This window comes from Rhodococcus sp. BH4 (assembly GCF_002079265.1).
GTDB classification, from domain to species: domain Bacteria; phylum Actinomycetota; class Actinomycetes; order Mycobacteriales; family Mycobacteriaceae; genus Rhodococcus_F; species Rhodococcus_F qingshengii.
Window position 1 is genome coordinate 803,824 of the sequence record NZ_CP014941.1, and the last position, 20,126, is coordinate 823,949.

A 20,126-nucleotide genomic window follows, 5' to 3' on the forward strand; every position below is an offset into this window, starting at 1 on the left:
ATGACTTCGACGACGGATATCACTGTGGGAGAGGTTCTTCCGCAGCTTTCGATTTACGGCGACCCGACGTTTGTGGTCTCGGCGGCGCTCGCTACCCGCGATTTTCAAGATGTTCACCACGACCGCGATCTCGCACAGAAACGCGGCTCGAAAGACATTTTCGTCAACATCCTCACCGACACCGGCTTGGTGCAGCGATTCGTGACCGATTGGGCCGGACCGCGGGCTGTACTCACGTCGATCAAACTCCGCCTCGGAGTCCCCTGGTACGCCTACGACACCTTGACGCTCTCCGGAACGGTGACCTCCTACGACGAGGATCTCGTGTCGCTCGCGGTGGTCGGCAAAAACAGCCTGGGAGATCACATCACCGCACAGGTCACACTGGCATTTCCGGCGTCGGGCTCGAATGGAGACATTGAAAACGGAGACATTGAATGAGCGTATTGTCCGGCAAGGCAGCGATCGTCGGAATCGGAGCCACGGATTTCTCGAAGGACTCCGGTCGCAGTGAACTGCGACTGGCCGCCGAGGCTGTTCAAGCCGCGTTGGACGACGCCGGTCTGACACCCGCCGACGTCGACGGTCTTACCTCGTTCACCATGGACACCAACACTGAAGTGGCAGTAGCTCGTTCGGTGGGGATTCCGAACCTCAAGTTCTTCAGCCGCATTCACTACGGAGGCGGTGCCGCTGCGGCGACGATTCAGCAGGCCGCCATGGCTGTTGCCACCGGCGTCGCAGACGTCGTCGTCGCTTACCGCGCGTTCAACGAGCGATCGGGTGCCCGTTTCGGGCAGGTGAACTCCGGCCTTGTGGCGCAGGTCAATTCGTCGGGCACGGATAACGCTTTTTCCTATCCTCACGGATTGGGTACTCCTGCATCGTTTGTCGCGATGGTCGCGCAGCGATACATGCACGTATACGGAGCGTCCAGCGAGGACTTCGGTCGAATCGCCGTCGCCGACCGTAAGCATGCAGCCACCAATCCGAAGGCGTTCTTCTACGGAAAACCGATTACCCTCGAGGACCATCAGAACTCGCGATTCATCGCTGAACCTTTGCATCTCCTCGATTGCTGCCAGGAATCCGACGGCGGCATCGCGATCGTCGTCACCTCGGCAGAACGAGCCAAAGATCTGAAGAACACCCCCGCCGTTATCGCTGCCGCCGCACAGGGCAGCGGGGCAGATCAATACATCATGACCAGCTATTACCGCGACGGTTTGACCGGCCTACCGGAGATGGGCCTTGTCGGCGATCAGCTCTGGTCACAAAGTGGGCTGCGCCCGTCGGACATGCAGACGGCGATCTTCTACGACCACTTCACGCCCTATGTTCTGATGCAGCTCGAGGAACTCGGTTTCTGTGGCAGGGGAGAGGCAAAGGACTTCATCGCCGGTGGCGCAATCGAACTCGGCGGCAAGCTTCCGATCAACACCCATGGTGGACAGCTCGGCGAGGCATACATTCACGGGATGAACGGTATCGCCGAGGGTGTTCGGCAGATCCGCGGTACTTCGGTCAACCAGGTCGACTCCGTCGAGAATGTACTGGTGACTGCGGGAACGGGCGTTCCGACATCGGGGCTTGTGCTGACTCGCTGATTATCGTGGGCACAGCTTCATCAAGCGTCACGGCCGGTTGGCACCGCATCGAGGTCTCCTTCGATGCGGTGCTCGGCCGTGTTCTGTTGTGCCCGAGGAGTACTACCTCAGGTTTTGAAGGTGGTGTTCGCCGGCCTGGGTTGCTGCCCGGGGTCGATCGAGGGCGGCGGGATGAACCAGGGTTTGTTGTCGGCGCCGATTCGGATTTCCCATTTCCCGACGAACCCTGATTTCCGGTGCATCAGTCGGTGATGTGAACGGCACAGCAGGACCAGGTTGTTCATCACCGTCGGGCCGCCGTTCGCCCAGTGCCGGATATGGTGCGCATCCGTCCAGGCCGGTACACATGTGCAGCCGGGGAAGGCGCAGCCTCTGTCTCGGGCGATCAACGCCACTCGCTGTTCGGCGTTGACCAATCGTTTTCCTGGTTTCGCATCGAGCGGTGCGCCGTGATCGTCGAGCAGCACGGTCGACAGGAAACAATCACACCCGAGAAGTCGGGTCTGCGACACCGACAGTGGCCCGAGCCAGGGCATGTGCCCGACATCAAGATCCGACAAGTCCAGATCGGGTGAGCCTTCGTCGTCCACATCAGAAGGCGACGCGGCGCAGTCCCGATGCTCAGCCAAATCACGAGCATTGATGTGCACGTTCACATGCGGACGCTGACCACCATCGGTACCGGTTTTCGCGCAGTCCAGATACCGGCGGATCAGTTCGGTGAACCCGTCCGCGGTGCGTTTCGCCGCCGACCGGGCATCCGGCGTCCCATCCGGTGCTGGGGTCGGCATCGTCAGATTCGACAACGCCGAGAGCAACATTTCACCGGTGAGGGCATCGAAATCGCCACGCACCACCACTCGACCGTTCAAGGTCGACGCGATCCGCAACTCGTTGAGATCGACATCCTCGGCGGGCGGAATCTCATCGGATTCGAAAATTCGCTCCAAGGTCGCGATCACGTTCCGCACTTTCGTCGTCGTCGCTTCCACCCCCGACGCGGCAGCCAACAACAAATCGATGCACTTCGGTAGCGCCTCCTCCGGCATGCCTTTCGGTGGTGATTCACAGAACGCCACGATCAACACGGCATGATCGAACGAACAGTCCCCGCAATCGAACCGAGCCGCCACCGCCGGAAACGGCCGCAAAGCCGCACCCAACGCGGCGATCTTCTTCCCGTCCCGAACCTGCAACATCGTGTTCGCCGCCAACCACGCACCCACCCCGCGGCTGGCAATCACCTGATCATCGGAACGCAACGAAAGTTCGTCGACCACTGCCACCCGCACAGCCTCGAGACGAAGAATCTCCGCGCTCGCCGACACCGCAGCCGCGCGTAACTCAGCAGCCGACAACTGCCACAGACGTCCGCGTAACCCCACCGCAGAACCCGAAACCACGTCCGACAACAAGACACTCATTGAATCCCCCGATCCCCTCCCCAAATCATACTCGAACATGCGTTCGAGTCAAGAGGTGCTTTTGGGCTCGCTCTAGGATCGCTGGATGTTCACGTTGACTACGGAACGCCTTGTTCTTCGAGATTTCACTGCCGCGGATGAAGGTGCCGTCCATCAGTACGCGTCCGACCCTGCCGTCTGTAGATATGTTGATTGGGGGCCGAACACCCCTGCGGTGACCAGGGCGTTCCTGGCTGACGCTGCACTAGAAGCTGCGCTCGTCGAACGTCGCACGTTCACCCTGGCCATTACGTCGAAGGCCGATGGAACGGTCATCGGTTCGGTAGCTGTGTGGGAAGTATCCGCCGCGCACCGGCGGGCGGAACTCGGTTTTGTCGTGAACCCGAAGTTCCAAGGGCGAGGCTATGCGTCGGAGGCGGGGCGCGCGGTTCTGGAATTCGCCTTTGCTCGCTTCGGAGCGCAGCGAGTGCAGGCAACGTGTCGTCCGGAGAATTCGGCGTCGGCGTCGGTGCTCACCAAAATCGGAATGGAGGAGGAGGGGCGAATGAGGGCACACATGGTGATCCGGGGGACCGCGGTGGATTCGCTGCTTTTTGCTGCAACACGACCCGCCGCCGTACAGCCAGAGATCACGTCAGCTCACTTCGCGTGACCTTCCCGGGCCCTGGTGCGATACTCGAACCATGTTCGAGGATGCCTTGCTCATCGACGCGGCCGGCCAGCCCACTATGCAGCATCACCAGGCCTTTTCTCGGGACTGGGACCGCATCAAGGAGTGGTCCGACAACATCTACATGCCGTATACGGTCACGCCGATCGGAAGTCGGTTGAAGCCGGCTTCGGACATGTACTCCGCGGCAGTCGGCAAGATCGACGTCACCAGATTCTGTTACGGGATTCCGGTCTCCGTCGGTGAATGTTCGCCTGAGGCCGGAAACATTCTGGTTCTGACGACTATCAGAGGCAACGGTCGACATGCCCTCGGCGGAGGAACTGCGGTGAATACTGCCGTGGGGGAGACCTTTGTCGCCGACTGTAGCCGGACCGACTACTTCGTCGAATTCGACGAAGATCACCTGCAGCTGAATCTCACTGTGCCGCATCAGCTTGTCGCCGATCACGCCATGCAATGGTTCGGGTCGGTTCCCGACGACCGTCTGTGGCGGCACAAGTGCACCATCGGCGGGCGGGGCTCGAGTTGGCTGGCATTGATGGACTACGTCGTTCGCGCAATTGCAGACTCGCCTGAGGCGATGTCGAGCGAAAGGCTGGGTGCCAGGGTTCAAGAACTCATCGCGGCTCAGCTTCTCGACGAGTGGGCGACGCAGGCCGGGCTGCAACTCGGCGTCGACGTCGCCTCCGCCGAACCTGCCTACGTGCGATCGGCAGAGGAGTACATCGATACGTTTGCTCGCTCGGTGCCGACGGCATCGGAGATCGCGGCTGCGGTGGGTGTCAGTGTCCGGGCGCTCACTGCGGGATTTCGACGGTACCGAGACACCACACCGGGGCAACGATTGCGCGCGCGTCGGTTGGAGGGTGTACGCGGCGAACTGTTGCGTTCCGACGGGAGAACCGTCTCCGAAATCGCCAACGCCTGGGGCTACGTCAATCTGGGTATGTTTGCGGCCACATACCGGAAACGGTTCGGAGAGTTGCCTTCCGAGACCCGGAATCGACTCTGAGGACAGTTGTTTGAACGGTCATGACGATCGGTTTACGCACTCGATGAACTGCGATGATCCGTTGTTTCGTGTCGGAGCGTTCTGCAAGGATTGAAATCGAACGTGACAGCAATCCCCCCGAGCTAGGAGTACGTCATGGCAACTCGACTCAATCCGTACATCAGTTTCAACGGTAACGCGCGTGAAGCGTTGGAGTTCTACAAGGGCATTTTCGGTGGCACGCTGGCGCTGAGCACGTTCGGTGAATTCGGCAATCCCGGCGAAGGCGGGGACAAGATCATGCACGGAATGCTCGAGACCGATCAGGGATACACCCTGATGGGTGCTGACACTCCGCCCGGCATGCCGTACAACCCCGGCGACAACATCACGGTCAGCCTCAGCGGCGACGACGGCGACGTGCTGCGCGGGTACTGGGAGCAACTGTCGGGAACAGGTACGGTCAGCGTTCCGCTCGAGAAGCAGATGTGGGGCGACGAATTCGGCGCCTGTACAGACAAATTCGGCATTTCCTGGCTGGTGAATATCGGAGCGCCCCAGAGCTGACTCCAAGCTCTGCCCGGTTCTGCCGAAACGAGACAGTTTTCCTGCCGTTTCGAGGCAGAACCGGGTATGTGATCGCCGTTACATTCTGTTCGACAAGACAAGTTGCAAGTCGGATGGAGAAATGCAGTGACGATCGAAGATATTGCGCGGAAGCCCCTTTCGAAGCAGCGCCTCGACGACGTGCTGGCGCGAGCAACTCAGGGGGCTGATCGCGTCCCGGGTGTGGTCGCGATGATTACGGATCGAGAAGGCAACATCTACGAGGGTGCTGCGGGCGAGCGGACTCTCGGTTCCGGCGTTCCGATGACCCTCGATACAACCTTTGCGCTCTTCTCCACCACCAAGGCGATCACCGGTACCGCTGTCCTGCAATGTGTGGAGGAGGGATTGCTCGATCTCGATGCACCTGCAGCGACCTATGTTCCCGACATCGGTGAGCTGAAGGTCCTGGACGGTTTCGACGCCGGCGGAAACCCCGTTCTTCGGGAACCCAAGCGTGACATCACCACTCGCATGCTGCTCCTTCACACTGCAGGGTTCGGCTACGACTTCTTCAACGAGTCGTACAACCGGCTCTCACAGGAACATGGGCAGCCCAGCGTGATCACGTGTAGCAAAGCGGCGCTCACGACACCGCTGCTCTTCGACCCGGGTGAGAAGTGGGAGTACGGCACCAACATCGACTGGGCCGGACAGGTCGTCGAGTCGATTCGAGGTCAGCGACTCGGCGATGTCATGCGCGAGCGCATCTTTGAACCTCTCGAGATGGCCGATACGGCATTCACGATGAGCCCGTCGATGAAGGATCGACTTGCGCCGATCCATCAGCGTGAGAGCGACGGAAGCCTCACTCCGCTCATCGGATTCGAGCTTCCGGCCGAACCCGAGGTGCACATGGGTGGTCACGGTTTGCACGGCACTGTCGGCGACTACATGAAGTTCATTCGTATGTGGCTCAACGACGGCGCGGGCACTTCGGGTCGCGTGTTGTCGTCGGAGACGGTAGCTGCAGCCGTTCAGAACGGGCTCGAAGGCCAGCACGTGGGGTTGTTGCCCGGAGTTCTCCCGACGCTGTCCAACGATGCGGAATTCTTCCCCGGTGTACCCAAGGGATGGGCATACTCCTTCATGACAAATGAAGAGGTGGCACCCACCGGTAGGCCGGCCGGATCGCTGGCTTGGGCGGGTCTTGCCAACCTCTATTACTGGATCGACCGGCAGACCGGCGTCGGCGGGTTCTGGGCAACGCAGATTCTGCCGTTCGCGGACCCTGGATCCATCAACGGATACCTGGAATTCGAGACCGCCGTTTACCAGTAACCGGCTGGATTCCCGCTGTCCGGGATCGACTGTTTCTTTCGGGCGGGTTCGGAGTACGCATGCAGTACAGCGCACGCTTGCATACGACGAACTAGGAGACGGCATGAACAGCCTCGAAGGCAGCTTCGAAGGAAAAGTTGCACTGATCACCGGCGCCGCACGCGGTCAGGGGCGCGCCCACGCTGTCGCATTCGCGGAGCGTGGCGCGGACATCGTGATCTGCGACCGGTGCGAGAACAGTGATGTCGTCGCCTACCCCCTCGCAAACGAGGAGGATCTGAAGGAAACCGTTCGTTTGGTGGAAGCCACCGGTCGTCGGTGCATTGCCGTCAAGGCAGACACTGCTGATCGCGACGCAATGGACGCGCTCGTTGCCCGCGCTGAAGCCGAGTTCGGCCGTGTCGACATCGCCGTCGCGAATGCCGGTGTGTCCGTGCCCGCTCCGATCACGTCGATGACGTCGGCGCAGTGGAACGAAGTCATCTCGTCGAACCTGACCGGTGTGTTCAACACCGTTGCGGCCGTGTCAGGTGGAATGGCGGAACGTGGTTACGGTCGCATCATCACGATTTCCTCGATGATGGGTCGCTCCGGTGGCACCCAGATGGCTGCGTACGGCGCCTCCAAGTGGGGCGTCATCGGTTTGACGAAGAGTGTGTCGCTCGAACTGGCAAACTCGGGTGTGACCGTGAATGCTATTGCACCGGGGAACATCTCGACGCCGATGATTCACAACGACATGATGTACGCGATGATGCGGCCTGACCTCGAATCGCCGACGGCAGACGACGTCGAACCCGTGTACGCGACTCTGCATGCGCAGCCGGTCGGTTGGCTGGATCCCTTCGAGATCACGCGAGTAGTCCTGTTCCTCGCCGCCGACGCGAGTGCCCACATGAGTGGCATCGTGGTTCCTGTCGACGCCGGAGTAGCCGCTCGCTCGAACGCTTGACGGACAAGACTGTTCGCGCGAAAGCGCGGACCGGGTGGGTCGTCGGCGTCCTGAGTCTGAGCGGTGTGGTGGTCGCGCTGCAACAGACCTTGGTGGTGCCGGTCCTGCCTGCGTTCGCGACGGCATCGGGAGTATCGTCCTCCACCGCTTCCTGGCTGGTGACCTCGACGTTGCTGACCGGTGCCGTCGCAACCCCTCTCATCGGCAGACTCGCCGACATGTTCGGTAAGCGCGCGATGATGCTCGTCTGTCTTGCCGTGATGATCGTCGGCTGCATGGTTGCGGCGCTCAGCCAGAGTTTCTGGTTATTGATCCTCGGGCGCTCGTTGCAGGGGTTCGCGACGGCACTTCTGCCCGTCGGAATCAGCATCATGCGCGATGTCCTTCCTCCGGAAAAGCTCAGTGGTGCAGTAGCTCTCATGAGTGCGACGTTGGGGATCGGTGGCATGTTCGGTATGCCGATGGCTGGGGTGATCTCGGCGCACTGGGGACTACCCGCGCTTTTCTGGGTCACCGGTGGATTCGGGGTCGTACTGATAGTCGTCTTGCCTCTGGTGGTGCCGGAATCGGCTGTGAAGAGTCGCGGACGCTTCGACTTTCTGGGAGCCACAGTCCTCACGCTCGCTATGACTGCACTGCTGCTGGCCGTTTCGAAAGGAACCGAATGGGGCTGGGCAAGCCCCGAGGTTCTGGTTCTGATCGCGTCCGGCGTGGTCTTGCTCTGTGGATGGATTCCGTGGGAACTGCACACGCCGGCACCGCTGGTCGATCTGCGGACTTCACTTCGCGCTCCGATTCTGGTTTCGAACGTCTGCGCAGTATTACTCGGTTTTGCCATGTTCATCAGCGCGTTGGCGGCAACGCAGGAACTTCAGTTGCCCCTGGCGTCGGCGGACGGTCTCGGACTCTCGGCTGCCGAAGCCGGACTGGCGATGATGCCGGGCGGAGTCCTGATGATCGGATTGGCGCCGGTGTCGTCGAAGGTGACGAGGCGATGGGGAGCGAAGGCCACGTTGGCCTCAGGAGCGATCGTCATCGCAATCGGATACGTCTTGCGTGTGCTGTTGACGCCGACGCTGGTCAATATCGTGATCGGCGCTGCCGTGGTATCGGCCGGTGTGGCATTTTCCCTGGCAGCCATGCCGACTCTGATCACCGAATCTGCGCCGATCCATCAGACTGCCTCGGCCAACGGATTCAACAGCCTGCTCCGTTCGGTCGGTACCTCCACCGGAAGCGCCGTTGCGGCAGCGGTATTGGCCGGTTCGACGGTGGTGATCGGTGCGAGCACTGTGCCGACCCTGCATTCGTTCGCGGTTTTGTACTGGATCGGAGCGGGCGTATCGGCACTGGCGGCCGCGGTGACCTTGGCAGTGAGGGTGGAGCGGACGGGGGCGGTATCGGGGCCCGAGTTACCAATTGCAGCCGAAACCGATGGCGCAACGAAGATCGGGTGAGTCGACGGACTCACCCGATCTTCGTCACCGTTATCTCCGACTGGAATCGACCAGGTACTCGAGATTCTGGTTGTACGGTGTGGCCGTCACCGCCGCGTGCGAACTCACCCGAGATACCTCGGTAGTGCCGCGAACGACAGAGGCCTTGATGGAACCTACTTTCAACGGGGCGATGCAGCTGCTCATCCCGGCCGGGGCATTGCAGGTGGTAATCGTGGTTCCCACCGTCACTTTGACGACTGCGGGAGCGGTCAAGAAGGTGAGAACCTCGACGGTATCGCGAGCGGGGGATGACCATTGGCGCAGTGTCATAGGGGCAGCAGAGCGATTGACGGGGACCGCGGAGACCGACTGATTGCGGTAGACGAGATACGCGGTGTCGCGAACAATCGCGGGTGAGGCGCCGGTGCGAAAGCTGTACAACCCGTAGGAACTCATGTCGAGCAACGCACGCCCATGGCCGACGCTGGGCGCGAACGACGTTCCCTCGCTGTAGTCGTTCCAGGTGACGAGCTGTACCCATTCACTGTTGGACGCAATCGCAATCTGCCACATGTTCTGCAGATTCTGTGAATTCTGTGCCTCGTCGTAGATCGACTGACTCGGACGAACATCTTGGAAGGCGACTGGCTGCATCCATATCTTTCCCAAGGAGTGAGCGGCAGCAGCAAGCCCCATCGGAGAGTTCGGGTTCGATCCCGAGAGCGGATTTCCTGCCGGATTTCGGTTACCCCAATTCGACATCCCGTAGCTGATCGATGCAAAAGAATTCCGGTTGGCTGCTGCGTCGAGGAAAACCGGAACAAATGCCACATTTATTCCGTAAGAATTTTTCATAATAGTGATGAACTCCGACCACCAGCCCGCAGTCTTGTTTTCGGCAAGAAATGGCGAGATCACTAGTCGTCCGTCGTTCAATTTGAACGATGATGCCATGGTCGAATACGGTTTCATCTCTGCGGCCATTTGAGCTGCGGTCATGTTTTTGAACGCGCCGTTCATATCAGGCATGAGCATGATCTTGAAATTCGGATCGACTGCTGCGGCCGCTTTGATCAGGGCGGTGGGCACGGTGGAACCCCACCAACTGGTGTCGGTTGCCTTGGCGATGATGTCGACGGAGAATCCGTCGATGCCCGCGGCGATTGCCGAACGAACTTCGTTTTCGAGGTCGCGTTGGCGCCACTGCGTATCGGCGATGGGTTGCCGCGGTGTCGGCCGATCGCGGAGGAATCCTCCGTAGCGAACGTGTTTGTTGTTCTCGCCGTTGACCGTAAGATATTGTGTCGCATAGTAATCGCCAGACGGATTCGCATTGTCGATCGAAACCGGATAGGGCGGGAAGTAGTGAGCGAAAACCAACTTTCCGTTCAGTGCCGACTTGGGTGGAATGTCGAAGGGCAGCGCTGTAGATTCAGGATTCGCCGAGAACGAGGCCAGCGTGTACGTCGGCGCGGAGCGCGGTTGTGTGTTGTACGCGGCGATCAGTGCGGCCGCGACAATCACGGCCAGGGTAAAGCAGATGGTCTCGAAGGAATATTTCGCCGTTTTTCGGATCCACGGAGTTCGGATGTATCGAGTTCTGATACTCATGGCACAGTCAGCCTTTCTCGATCCCCCGAAGTGTGAGTCTTCCCCGCGTGCACTGAATCGGTGATTCAATTCTTTTCGGCCTCTGTCTGATTTGTAATTCGAGATTCGACACCATAAGTCAACCGTCACCGGCCCGAGTGTCACTTGCTGTACGAGTGTAACGCTGCCGCGTTCATCATGAATACCTGAAAGCGGTCTTTGTTCAAGAATTTCGGGTTTTTCTTTCCTGTATATATCCGTCGAAAGGTCGGTGAAATTTATCGGCTGTATTGGACAGGACTGGGACGTGTGGTCTGTTCCGTACCTCGTGGCCGAAAGGCACCGGCGAAACCAGGGAGGTGATTGCAGCCGGGCAACTGACGAAATTTCCTGGAATGTGTCGGCCTCCTGGGTCACACTGGGGAACGGACTACCGACGGATTACCGATGCGGGAGGGCTCATGACCGAAGCGATTGTGGCCGAGGGGCTGGTCAAGAAGTACGGCGACGTCACGGCATTGGACGGCATCGACCTGGAAGTGCGCGAGGGTTCGGTGATGGCTCTATTGGGCCCCAACGGCGCCGGAAAAACCACTGCGGTAAGGATATTCACGACGCTGCTCATTCCGGACGGTGGACGCGCCAAGGTTGCCGGGCTGGACGTGGTCGAGGATGCGCGGGCGTTGCGATCCAAGATCGGTGCTTCGGGTCAGTACGCCGCGGTCGACGAGTACCTGACGGGCTATGAGAACTTGGACATGGTCGGGAGGCTGTATCACCTCGGCGCCCGAAGCAGTAAGGCCCGAGCGCGTGAATTGCTCGAGCAGTTCGATCTCGTCGAGGCTGGAGATCGGCCGGTCAAGGGCTATTCCGGCGGAATGCGGCGACGTCTCGATCTCGCCGGCGCATTGGTTGCTCGGCCGCAGGTGTTGTTTCTCGACGAGCCGACCACCGGCCTCGATCCTCGGGCGCGACTCGGTCTCTGGGACGTCATCGAAGGGTTGGTGGCTCAGGGGACCACGCTGTTGCTCACGACGCAATACATGGAGGAAGCCGAGAGGTTGGCCGACCAGATCGCCGTCATCGACCGCGGCTCGGTCATCGCGCGCGGTACTGCAGACCAGTTGAAGGCGCGGGTCGGGGGTGAGCGCATCGAATTGAGCGTGCACGAGGTCGAACATCTCGACATCGTCCGCGAGGAATTGCGCTCGCTTGCCGTGGGGGACATTCAGGTTCAAGAGAATGTCCGTCGCGTCACCGTTCCTGTCGACGACGGCACCGACGCGTTGGTGGCGGCGCTGAATCTTCTGTCGGTACGAGGCATCCGCGTATTCGACGTCGGCTTGCGCAGACCCACTCTCGACGATGTCTTCCTCACACTGACCGGGCACCAGGCTGAACTGGAGGATCAGAAATGACCGTGCAGATGGCGCTCGAAGACGGTTTGACCATCGCCAGGCGAAACTTGATCAAGATCAAGCGCGTTCCGGATCTGCTGGTGTTCACCACTTTGTCGCCGATCATGTTCGTGCTCTTGTTCGCGTATGTGTTCGGCAGTGCGATCTCGGTCCCGGGCACGTCGTATCGAGAATTCCTGATCGCCGGAATCTTCACGCAGACGGTCATATTCGGTGCGACCTGGACTGGTTTGGGGATGGTCGAAGACATTCAGAAAGGAATCATCGACAGATTTCGATCGCTGCCCATGGCTCCGTCTGCCGTGCTGACCGGCCGAACATCGAGTGACGTGTTGATCAACGTCATCAGTTTGGTGGTCATGTCGTTGACCGGTCTTCTGGTCGGGTGGCGGATTCACTCCAGTTTCCTCGAAGCGGTGGCGGGTTATGCGCTGCTTCTGTTCTTCGCGTACGCGTTGTCGTGGGTCATGGCTGTTGTCGGGCTTTGGATCCGGACACCGGAGGTATTCAACAACGCGAGCTTCATCGTCATCTTTCCGCTGTCGTTCATCGCGAACACTTTTGTCGAGACCACCAATCTTCCCGGCCCGCTCAAAGTGATCGCCGAATGGAATCCGGTGTCGGCGGTTACCCAGGCGGTGCGTGAATTGTTCGGCAATACCAATCCTGCGATGACGGTTCCGGATGCGTGGCCATTGCAGAATCCGGTCATCGCGTCGTTGTTGTGGACTTTCGGTTTGCTGATCGTCTTCGTGCCGTTCGCTATTCGTCGGTATCAGAAGGCAGTCAGCCGCTGACCTGGTGATTCCGGCCGGTAGGGTGGATATGTGCCGGAGCCCGAACGCATCGACAAACGCAGCCTGAGATACGCCGGGCGACGTGAGGAGTTGCTCGACGCGCTGACCCGCTACGTCATCGACAACGGTGTCGGGGAATTGACGGTGAGGCAGCTCGCCAAGGCCGTGGGTGTGTCGCATGCGTCGTTGCTCAACCATTTCGAGAGCAAGGAGAATCTGCTCTCCGAGGTCATCGAGAACATGCGTGGTGAGTCCATTCCGATTGCGGTGCCGATGAAACCGGGGGTCGATCCGGCGACAGTGCTGACTGCGTGGTGGACCGAACGTACGACGCCGGAGGTCCTGCCGCGGTTCCGGGTGATGGTCGAGATCTACGCCCTCGCGCTCGGCGACCGCGACCGCTACGGACGGTTCCTGGACCGTTTTGTGGGCGATTGGATCGAGGCACTGGAAGCCGGTCTACGACAAGCGGGTTGCCCCGAGGACGATGTTGCCTCTGTCGCTACTCTGTTGCTCTCGCAAATGCGGGGTCTGTCGATGGATCTTCTGGCCACCGGGGACCGGGCCCGCGTCGATCGCGCGTTCGGGCTTTTTGTCGACGGCTTTGCCGCCCGCGCTCGGGAGTGGTCCACGCCAGGATCCGATCGCCTTCAACGCTGACCGATCACCACGGTCGACGCGGTCTCGCTGTAGGTTGCCACCCGAGTGAGAAACCCTCCCCGAGTGAATGTTTCAACAGTCATTTCGACCTGCTCCGTACTCGTCTCGACGAGAAGACAGCCACCCGGTCGTAGCCACGGCGCGGCGTCCGCGATGATGCGACGCTGCAGGTCCAGTCCGTCGGTACCGCCGTCCAACGAGACCAGCGGTTCGTGAAGACGGGCTTCGGGCGGCATCAGCCTGATCGATTCGGTGGGGACGTAAGGTGCATTGGCGACGACGACATCCACGCGACCGAGTAATTTCGTCGGCAGTGGTTCGAACAAATCGCCTTCGAGTACGCGCTCGGGCGGTGTGATGTTTCGGCGAGCGCACCGCACTGCGGCCAGTTCCACGTCTACCGCGTACAAATCGACGGGGTCGAGCGTCGACTGCAGGACAACACCGACAGCTCCTGAGCCGCAACACATGTCGACGACGACGCTTCCTGGGGTGACAAGTGAGCAGGCCTGCCGGGCGAGGAACTCGGTGCGCCGGCGTGGGACGAAGACTCCGGAGTCGATGTGAATGCGCAAGCCGCAGAACTCGGCCCATCCGAGGACGGGCTCGAGTGGTTCGCCGGCAACTCGTCGGTCGACCATCGCGTCGAGTTCATCGCGAGAGCGTGCGGTGTCAAGAAGTAGGCGAGCCTCGTCCTCGGCGAAGACGCAACCTGCTGCTCGGAGGATCGCGGCCACCGACTTCTGCTGCGAAGCAGGGAAGGTCGGGAGATCAGGTGCTGACATGAGAGCCTTTCGGCCTCCTGATCTCGCGGGGGACCTGCACGTATCGAACACCGCCACCCTACCCGAGCAGGCGTGTCACGACGGTCGATGCGGAGCGGAAATTTAGGTTGACCAAATGGTAAGGCTGTTCTATGGTCTGAACTCGATCAGCTGATGTGGGGCCGATCACCACATATGCACCGTCACCGCAATCGGTAGGAGAAGTACGTGAGTAAGCGACTGTGTAGGACGCTCGTCGGACTGAGTGCGAGTGCGTTGGTGGCGTTGACAGTTGCGGCGCCGGCCGGAGCGGAACCGAACGATGCTCCGGGTGCTGTCGTGAGTCAGGAGTTGCTCGGTCCCGACCAGGTGATCCCGGGTGCCGTGAGCGCAACGAAGGTGACGTACTGGTCGACGGGCCCGAAGGATGCGCCGATGACGAGTACCGGTGTGGTGTATCGCCCAGAGGGAGCTCCGCCCGAGGGTGGTTGGCCGGTCATCTCCTACGCGCACGGGACGGTGGGTGTCGCGGATCAGTGTGCGCCGAGCAGCAGTGTTCCACTCGAACGGACCGCGACGCATCTGGGTCACTGGCTGGAGCAGGGATACGCGGTCGTGACCACCGACTACGTGGGGCTCGGAACACCCGGTGTTCACCCGTATCTCGACGGTCGTTCCGCTGCACACAGCGTTGTGGACATGGTGCGTGCCGCTCGTGCGGTCGACGACGACCTGTCGAGCGCATGGGTTGCGATGGGGCAGTCGCAGGGCGGGCAGGCGACTATGTTCACCGCTTCGCTTGCCACTGCTTACGCGCCGGAGTTGGACTACCGCGGCGCTGTCGCCACTGGTGTCCCCTCGAACATCGAGAATCTTCTACCGCTCGGTGGTCCGGCTTTCCCGGCGCTTCCGCTCAAGGGTACGACGGTCTACATCGCGAACGTTCTTGACGGACTGCGTGCTTCGCGGCCGGATATCGACATCGACTCGTATCTGACCCCGCTCGGCAAGACCATCCTCGACGACGTCGAGAACAACATGTGCTACACCGAGGCGCGCACGAAGTACGGAACCGTCACACTCGGGCAGGTGCTGACGAAGTCGCTGGACAATCCAGTATTCATGGAGGCTGCGCGTGACTTGCTCACTGTGCCGACCGCAGGATACGACCGCCCGTTCTTCATCGGTCAGGGGTTGTCGGACATCGATGTTCCGGCACCGCTGACACTGAAGTTCGCGGCCGACCTTACTGCCAACGGTGTCGACTTTGCATTCCATACCTATCCCACTGATCATCTGGGAACCGTTCCGGCTTCGGTTCCAGACAGTACCCCGTTTGTCGCGGCACTGTTCTCTGGTCAACGGCCATGCACCGGAAGCCTCTGCTGACCAACATCTTTCAGGCGGCAACAACTCCGCGCAGATAGATGTCGATCGGGATCCGAAGTTGCCGAACGGTTTCGGAGGAGCGGGGATCTCGGCTACGCGCTCCGAGGCAGTAGTCGAAGATCAAGCCCTCCAGAAGGCTCAGAAAATTTGCGGCGGCGACGTCAGGATCGTCAACGCCAACGATGTCGAAGACAGGCCTTGCCTTCTCCCGTGAAAACAGGCTGTCTTCGAGGAGTTGGTGCAATGCCGAATCTCGGGGAGTTTCCAAGAGCAGTGCATATCTCGCGATCAATTCGTGTCTGCGGTGCGAGAGAAGATCATCGAGATACTCGGCCGTCAGGGCAGCAGGATCGCTGGGCCTCTCGCGGAGTTCGTCGAATATCGAACGTGACCGGTGCACGATGTGCAATGCGGTTGCTTCGAGTAGTGCCTCGCGAGTGCGGAAATAGTACGACGTCGAACCGGCAGGAAGTTCCAGGGACTGATCAACCGCCCGATGGGTGAGTGCACGCGGGCCCTGCTCGGCGATGATCGTGACGGCGGATGCCGCGATGAGGGCTCTGCGATCAGGCTTCATGTCGTTCCTTGTTGTCGATGTTGCATGCTGCCGGAGTTGAATGTTGCTGATGGTGCGTCGTGAGGGTCACATTGACTCGATTTGCCTTCGATCACTAGCCTCGACTCTACAGACGTAGAGGAGTCTTATGCTACTGGACAAAGAGCAGTTGGCGGCACGCGAAGCCCTCGACGCACTGCAGGCCCGGATCTCGGGCGGTGAGGTCGGGGGTGGGATCTATCTCTGGGGTAGCGTCGGCCGCGGGAAGACGATGCTCATGGACGAGTTCTACGACGGGCTCCCGGTCGGCAAGCGGCGCATTCACTTTCATCGGTTCTTTGCAGATCTGCACTCTCGGGCGCATGAACTCGGCTCGATGGGCGTGGCACTGGATCACGTCGTCGATGGAATCCGTGTGCTCTGTTTCGACGAGTTCCACATCGACGACGTCGCCGACGCCATGTTCATGGCAAGGGTTCTCGACACAATCGTCGCGAAAGGCGTGACTGTTGTCGTCACGTCCAATGTTCCGCCGACCGATCTTCTTCCCAATCCGCTTTTTCACGAGCAGTTCGTTCCGTCGATCGAGTTGATCGAACGGACTCTCGAGGTGATCGAGTTGGGTGGCTCCGTCGACTATCGGACGGCGGGACAGCCAGGTGCCGGGGACTACCGATTTGCGACAGGGGAATTCCTCGTCGGCTCGGGAATTACGCGGCCTTCGGGCGAAAGTGTCGAATTGACGATAGGCACACGCACATTGGAGTGCTCGGCGATTCGAGACGGTGTCGTCTGGTTCGACTTCGAGGTGCTGTGCACTGGTTCGACCTCGGCTGCCGATTACCTCGCGCTCGCCGCCCGCTTCGACGACTGGGTGATCTTCGGAGTGCCGGTGCTCGCCGAGGCGTCGGAATTTGCCCTTCGCCGTTTCGCGAATGTCGTCGATGTTCTCTATGACGTCGATGCGCGGCTGACGATCTACGCCGACGCTTACGTCGAAGAAGTGGCAGGCAGCCTCCGGGACGTGCCGGGGTTGGCGCGCCTCTACAGTCGTCTGTCGCTACTGGCGAGGTCGGCGGTGGGCAGCATCAGTTGAGGAGCAGCGTCAATTCCAGGTGAGATCGCCGGTCGCGGCGCTGGGCGTGAGTCCGAACATGCTGTGGCAGATCCGGTTGAGATGGGCGCTGTCGGTGAAGCCGGCCTCGTGTGCACTGGTTGTCAGGCTTGCGCCACCGCTCATCACTTCCATGGCGCGTCGTAGCCGCAACCAACGAATGTAGGTCGAAAAACTCATCTGCAGTTGATCGTTGAAGATTCTTCCCAATCGGCCGGGCGAGATGGAGACCAGCGCGGCGGTGTCCGTCACCGTTATCGGCCCCGAAAGTCGCTCGGGCAGTATCGTCAGAGCATGCTCGAGTGCAGGGTGAAGAGCGCCTAAGTTCGACGGCTGTCTACTTTCGGACAGTGAATCGATCAGCCTCGCTGCGTATTCCAGATCCGAATCAGCGCCACGGTCCGTCATCGCTACTGCGGTCCGCCCACGGTCCGACCAGTCGGCCACACCACCGTGCTCGGATACAGGCGGCCTGATGCGCCGGCCCATCCCCGTGGTGGAGTCCACGTAGATCGCTCGTCCCCGCGCACCCTCGGAGGCGGACAACGCGTGGACCGCCCCGGATGGAATGACCACGGACCGCACGACTTCACTGTGGCCGTCCCCGTCCGTGACCGTGACGTCCCCGTCGTCGACGATCATGATCTGAACGGCGGCATGCGAATGCATGTGCGCGGATCCCACTGCGCCGGTGAACATGAGAATTCCGGGCTCCATGTGGACGGCGCCGGACCAGGTCATGTCGGAAATCATAGTGACGACCCTGACAGAGCTCGGGGTCCGGTCATCCTCCGGTAGGACCGCACTCGGTTCGAAGATCGTGCGCTGGGCCGATGTGCTGGCGAGGGGTTCACGAGAAGGTGGAATCATGAACAACGCACAAGCACCCGCAGTCCTGTCGGTCCACGCGCTGGGCAAGTCGTACGGCGACGTTCCAGTGCTCCGAGGTGTATCGCTGGAAGTGCGCGCCGGTACTGCTACGGCCATCATGGGTCCTTCAGGGTCGGGCAAGTCGACTCTGCTGCATTGCATGTCAGGAATCGTCAAGCCCGACTCGGGAGCAATCCTGCTGAGCGGCAGGCATATCGAGAACCTCGGTGAGAACGACCGCAGCCGCCTCCGACGCGAGTCGTACGGATTCGTTTTTCAATCGGGCCAACTGTTGCCGGAGCTTCCGGCGATCGAGAACGTCGCTTTGCCCTTGGTGCTCAACGGGTTGTCCATCGCCGAAGCCAAGCGGACGGCGCACGGCTTCTTCGCGCCATTGGGACTGGACGGGCTGCAGGACCGTCGCCCGGGTCAGATGTCGGGTGGGCAGTCGCAACGTGTGGCGATTGCGCGAGCGTTGGTGACCAAACCCGCCGTTCTCTTCGCGGACGAGCCGACCGGTGCCCTCGACGCGCAGACGAGTTGGGAAGTGATGAGGGTGTTGCGTGATTCGGCTCAACAGATCGGTTCTGCGTTGGTCGTCGTCACTCACGATGCCGAAGTCGCTCGGTGGTGTGATCGCACGATGATGATGCAGGCCGGTTCGCTCGTCGGGACACAGGTGGCGGCATGAAGGCCACAGCGCGCGTTGCATTGATGACGGTGCGAGGTGAAGGCCGAAAGGCGTTGAGTACCTTTGCGCTTCCCGTAACGGCCTTCGCCGCGTCAACGACCTTGCTACTCACCGTTCTCGGCGGCTACGGTGCATTCGCGGGCAGATCGAGCGAACCCGAAGCCGAGGCGTACCTAGCACTCGCAGGGGTTGCTTCGGTGTTGATGATCGTTCCAGCCGTCACTCTCGGCCTGGCGGCGGCCCGCTTGGGCGCGCGCCGTCGCGACGAACGACTTGCCTCGCTGCGACTCATCGGATCCACCCCTCGCCAGATCGTTGCGCTGTGCGCTGCGGAATCGGGTATCCAGGGCTTGGCCGGTGCGTTGATCGGTGTGGTGGGATACCTCCTCGCGTTGCCGCTCGTAGCTCTCTTGAGATTTCAAGGTCGGACATTCGAGTGGAGTGAGCTTTGGGTAGGCGCACTTCCGCTATTGGGCATCGTATTCGGAATGACCATCCTGGCTGCTTTGACGTCGATGCTCGGGATGCGCCAGGTGTTCGTGAGCCCGTTGGGCGTCACGGCGGGCAATCCCAGCGCCGCACCGAAGATGATCTTCGCGGTGGCTGGGGTGGGGGTTCTTGTGGGGTGGAGTGCATTCGGGGGCTCCGCGGCAAGCATCGCGGCAATCCTGGTGGGCCTTGGTCTCTGCTTCGGCGTTGTTGCGTTGGTCGGTCCGTTCGTCATTTCGCTGCTTGGACGGATCATGCTCAAATGCGCCAAAGACGGTGCTTCGCTGATTGCGGCGCGTCGGGTCTTGGATAATCCGAAGGCTGTGTGGCGCACGGTCAGCGGTGTGACGATGGCCAGCTTTGTTGCCGCAGGCACATCTCTCCTCGCCGCGATCGGCAACGGGGAAGGGCAGGATTTGCAGCCAGGGCAGGAGTTCCTGTTCGCGGACATGAGAACCGGGGTGTTGTTCACTCTCGGAGCAACATTCACGTTGGCGGCAATCTCGTCTGCGCTCACCCAGGTATCCGGGATCCTCGACAACCGTGAGCTGTATCGGAGTCTGACTTTGGCCGGCACACCTGTCGAGGTGATGGACAGCGCCCGCATGAGGCACGTTCGCACTCCCGTGGTGGTGATGGCACTGGCCGGCGCCGGCGCTGCACTGCTGTTCCTCTTCCCGCTGGCAGGGGCAGCCGTATTGACCACTCCGATGGCGCTGGTTCAGTTGGGCGTCACCCTGGCTGTGGGGATCGCGTTGGTGTTGGCCAGTGCGTTTGCAGCCAAGCCCGTCATGCGACGGGTACTCGCGGGCTGA

General features: G+C 60.8%; 20 protein-coding genes. 15 read left to right on the forward strand and 5 right to left on the reverse strand.

Translation table 11 applies throughout. The features are described 5' to 3' along the window. Complete coding sequence (locus tag A0W34_RS03785) at nucleotides 1-441, forward strand: MaoC family dehydratase (protein ID WP_007734018.1); 441 nt, start codon at nucleotides 1-3, stop codon at nucleotides 439-441. After that, nucleotides 438-1,607 (forward strand): lipid-transfer protein, encoded by a 1,170-nt coding sequence (locus tag A0W34_RS03790; protein WP_081557335.1) that lies wholly within the window; start codon nucleotides 438-440, stop codon nucleotides 1,605-1,607. The genes A0W34_RS03785 and A0W34_RS03790 overlap by 4 nt, the downstream gene beginning before the upstream one ends. A 107-nt stretch (nucleotides 1,608-1,714) precedes the next feature. Here the strand turns inward: A0W34_RS03790 and A0W34_RS03795 are convergent, their stop codons facing one another. Beyond that, complete coding sequence (locus A0W34_RS03795) at nucleotides 1,715-3,031, reverse strand: HNH endonuclease signature motif containing protein (RefSeq protein WP_081557336.1); 1,317 nt, start codon at nucleotides 3,029-3,031, stop codon at nucleotides 1,715-1,717. A gap of 85 nt (nucleotides 3,032-3,116) precedes the next feature. Here A0W34_RS03795 and A0W34_RS03800 point away from each other — a divergent pair, with 85 nt between their 5' ends. The 6 genes from A0W34_RS03800 to A0W34_RS03825 all read left to right on the forward strand — a co-directional run bounded on the left by A0W34_RS03800 (nucleotide 3,117) and on the right by A0W34_RS03825 (nucleotide 8,991). Beyond that, nucleotides 3,117-3,683 (forward strand): GNAT family N-acetyltransferase, encoded by a 567-nt coding sequence (locus A0W34_RS03800; protein ID WP_050655865.1) that lies wholly within the window; start codon nucleotides 3,117-3,119, stop codon nucleotides 3,681-3,683. 31 nt (nucleotides 3,684-3,714) lie between these two features. After that, nucleotides 3,715-4,716, forward strand: a complete 1,002-nt coding sequence (locus A0W34_RS03805) for an AraC family transcriptional regulator (RefSeq protein WP_063315047.1) — start codon at nucleotides 3,715-3,717, stop codon at nucleotides 4,714-4,716. Nucleotides 4,717-4,851: 135 nt separating this feature from the next. Continuing rightward, a complete protein-coding gene (locus A0W34_RS03810; RefSeq protein ID WP_003945857.1) occupies nucleotides 4,852-5,262 on the forward strand; it encodes a VOC family protein in 411 nt (136 codons plus the stop codon). A gap of 180 nt (nucleotides 5,263-5,442) precedes the next feature. Beyond that, nucleotides 5,443-6,582 carry a serine hydrolase domain-containing protein gene (locus A0W34_RS03815; RefSeq protein ID WP_232330047.1) on the forward strand — a complete coding sequence of 380 codons (1,140 nt, stop codon included), beginning with the start codon at nucleotides 5,443-5,445 and terminating at the stop codon, nucleotides 6,580-6,582. A gap of 103 nt (nucleotides 6,583-6,685) precedes the next feature. Further along, nucleotides 6,686-7,534 (forward strand): mycofactocin-coupled SDR family oxidoreductase, encoded by an 849-nt coding sequence (locus tag A0W34_RS03820; protein ID WP_003945658.1) that lies wholly within the window; start codon nucleotides 6,686-6,688, stop codon nucleotides 7,532-7,534. Continuing rightward, a complete protein-coding gene (locus tag A0W34_RS03825; RefSeq protein WP_081557338.1) occupies nucleotides 7,531-8,991 on the forward strand; it encodes an MFS transporter in 1,461 nt (486 codons plus the stop codon). The genes A0W34_RS03820 and A0W34_RS03825 overlap by 4 nt, the downstream gene beginning before the upstream one ends. Nucleotides 8,992-9,021: 30 nt before the next feature. On the opposite strand, the gene A0W34_RS03830 is transcribed toward A0W34_RS03825, so the two are convergent. Beyond that, nucleotides 9,022-10,980 (reverse strand): glycoside hydrolase family 71 protein, encoded by a 1,959-nt coding sequence (locus tag A0W34_RS03830; protein WP_232329977.1) that lies wholly within the window; start codon nucleotides 10,978-10,980, stop codon nucleotides 9,022-9,024. A 44-nt stretch (nucleotides 10,981-11,024) separates the two neighbouring features. Between A0W34_RS03830 and A0W34_RS03835 the strand changes: the two genes are divergently transcribed. Genes A0W34_RS03835 through A0W34_RS03845 form a run of 3 tightly spaced genes read left to right on the forward strand, consistent with a single transcriptional unit; the run spans nucleotide 11,025 to nucleotide 13,438 of the window. Next, complete coding sequence (locus tag A0W34_RS03835) at nucleotides 11,025-11,981, forward strand: daunorubicin resistance protein DrrA family ABC transporter ATP-binding protein (protein WP_019746865.1); 957 nt, start codon at nucleotides 11,025-11,027, stop codon at nucleotides 11,979-11,981. Beyond that, nucleotides 11,978-12,778: an ABC transporter permease gene (locus tag A0W34_RS03840; RefSeq protein WP_003945537.1), complete on the forward strand. Its 801-nt coding sequence runs from the start codon at nucleotides 11,978-11,980 to the stop codon at nucleotides 12,776-12,778. Before A0W34_RS03835 ends, A0W34_RS03840 begins: the two co-directional genes overlap by 4 nt. Before the next feature lie 30 nt (nucleotides 12,779-12,808). After that, entirely contained in the window at nucleotides 12,809-13,438 is a 630-nt protein-coding gene (locus A0W34_RS03845; protein WP_007734052.1) for a TetR/AcrR family transcriptional regulator, read from the forward strand. On the opposite strand, the gene A0W34_RS03850 is transcribed toward A0W34_RS03845, so the two are convergent. Continuing rightward, entirely contained in the window at nucleotides 13,429-14,223 is a 795-nt protein-coding gene (locus A0W34_RS03850; RefSeq protein ID WP_081557340.1) for a putative protein N(5)-glutamine methyltransferase, read from the reverse strand. The two genes, A0W34_RS03845 and A0W34_RS03850, sit on opposite strands and share 10 nt — an antisense overlap. 207 nt (nucleotides 14,224-14,430) lie before the next feature. On the opposite strand from A0W34_RS03850, the gene A0W34_RS03855 reads away from it, so the two are divergent. Further along, nucleotides 14,431-15,591: a lipase family protein gene (locus tag A0W34_RS03855; protein ID WP_081557341.1), complete on the forward strand. Its 1,161-nt coding sequence runs from the start codon at nucleotides 14,431-14,433 to the stop codon at nucleotides 15,589-15,591. Nucleotides 15,592-15,601: 10 nt separating this feature from the next. Here A0W34_RS03855 and A0W34_RS03860 read toward each other — a convergent pair whose 3' ends face one another. Next, on the reverse strand, nucleotides 15,602-16,168 hold the full coding sequence (locus A0W34_RS03860) for a TetR/AcrR family transcriptional regulator (RefSeq protein WP_081557342.1): 567 nt from the start codon (nucleotides 16,166-16,168) through the stop codon (nucleotides 15,602-15,604). A 127-nt stretch (nucleotides 16,169-16,295) separates the two neighbouring features. Between A0W34_RS03860 and zapE the strand changes: the two genes are divergently transcribed. Next, complete coding sequence (zapE, locus tag A0W34_RS03865; protein ID WP_081557343.1) at nucleotides 16,296-17,243, forward strand: cell division protein ZapE; 948 nt, start codon at nucleotides 16,296-16,298, stop codon at nucleotides 17,241-17,243. Between the two features lie 9 nt (nucleotides 17,244-17,252). Here the strand turns inward: zapE and A0W34_RS03870 are convergent, their stop codons facing one another. Next, nucleotides 17,253-18,002, reverse strand: coding sequence for a helix-turn-helix transcriptional regulator (locus tag A0W34_RS03870; RefSeq protein WP_058227273.1), 750 nt, complete (start codon nucleotides 18,000-18,002; stop codon nucleotides 17,253-17,255). Between A0W34_RS03870 and A0W34_RS03875 the strand changes: the two genes are divergently transcribed. Both A0W34_RS03875 and A0W34_RS03880 read left to right on the forward strand, forming a co-directional pair. Beyond that, entirely contained in the window at nucleotides 17,977-18,822 is an 846-nt protein-coding gene (locus tag A0W34_RS03875; protein ID WP_007734065.1) for an ABC transporter ATP-binding protein, read from the forward strand. The two genes, A0W34_RS03870 and A0W34_RS03875, sit on opposite strands and share 26 nt — an antisense overlap. Further along, nucleotides 18,819-20,126, forward strand: coding sequence for an FtsX-like permease family protein (locus A0W34_RS03880; protein WP_081557344.1), 1,308 nt, complete (start codon nucleotides 18,819-18,821; stop codon nucleotides 20,124-20,126). The genes A0W34_RS03875 and A0W34_RS03880 overlap by 4 nt, the downstream gene beginning before the upstream one ends.

Coding starts and splice junctions, on each gene's coding strand:
- A0W34_RS03785 (WP_007734018.1), top strand. CDS start 1: ATGACTTCGACGACGGATATCACTGTGGGAGAGGTTCTTCCGCAGCTT.
- A0W34_RS03790 (WP_081557335.1), top strand. CDS start 438: ATGAGCGTATTGTCCGGCAAGGCAGCGATCGTCGGAATCGGAGCCACG.
- A0W34_RS03795 (WP_081557336.1), bottom strand. CDS start 3,031: ATGAGTGTCTTGTTGTCGGACGTGGTTTCGGGTTCTGCGGTGGGGTTA.
- A0W34_RS03800 (WP_050655865.1), top strand. CDS start 3,117: ATGTTCACGTTGACTACGGAACGCCTTGTTCTTCGAGATTTCACTGCC.
- A0W34_RS03805 (WP_063315047.1), top strand. CDS start 3,715: ATGTTCGAGGATGCCTTGCTCATCGACGCGGCCGGCCAGCCCACTATG.
- A0W34_RS03810 (WP_003945857.1), top strand. CDS start 4,852: ATGGCAACTCGACTCAATCCGTACATCAGTTTCAACGGTAACGCGCGT.
- A0W34_RS03820 (WP_003945658.1), top strand. CDS start 6,686: ATGAACAGCCTCGAAGGCAGCTTCGAAGGAAAAGTTGCACTGATCACC.
- A0W34_RS03835 (WP_019746865.1), top strand. CDS start 11,025: ATGACCGAAGCGATTGTGGCCGAGGGGCTGGTCAAGAAGTACGGCGAC.
- A0W34_RS03840 (WP_003945537.1), top strand. CDS start 11,978: ATGACCGTGCAGATGGCGCTCGAAGACGGTTTGACCATCGCCAGGCGA.
- A0W34_RS03850 (WP_081557340.1), bottom strand. CDS start 14,223: ATGTCAGCACCTGATCTCCCGACCTTCCCTGCTTCGCAGCAGAAGTCG.
- A0W34_RS03860 (WP_081557342.1), bottom strand. CDS start 16,168: ATGAAGCCTGATCGCAGAGCCCTCATCGCGGCATCCGCCGTCACGATC.
- zapE (WP_081557343.1), top strand. CDS start 16,296: ATGCTACTGGACAAAGAGCAGTTGGCGGCACGCGAAGCCCTCGACGCA.
- A0W34_RS03875 (WP_007734065.1), top strand. CDS start 17,977: ATGTGGACGGCGCCGGACCAGGTCATGTCGGAAATCATAGTGACGACC.
- A0W34_RS03870 (WP_058227273.1), bottom strand. CDS start 18,002: ATGACCTGGTCCGGCGCCGTCCACATGGAGCCCGGAATTCTCATGTTC.
- A0W34_RS03880 (WP_081557344.1), top strand. CDS start 18,819: ATGAAGGCCACAGCGCGCGTTGCATTGATGACGGTGCGAGGTGAAGGC.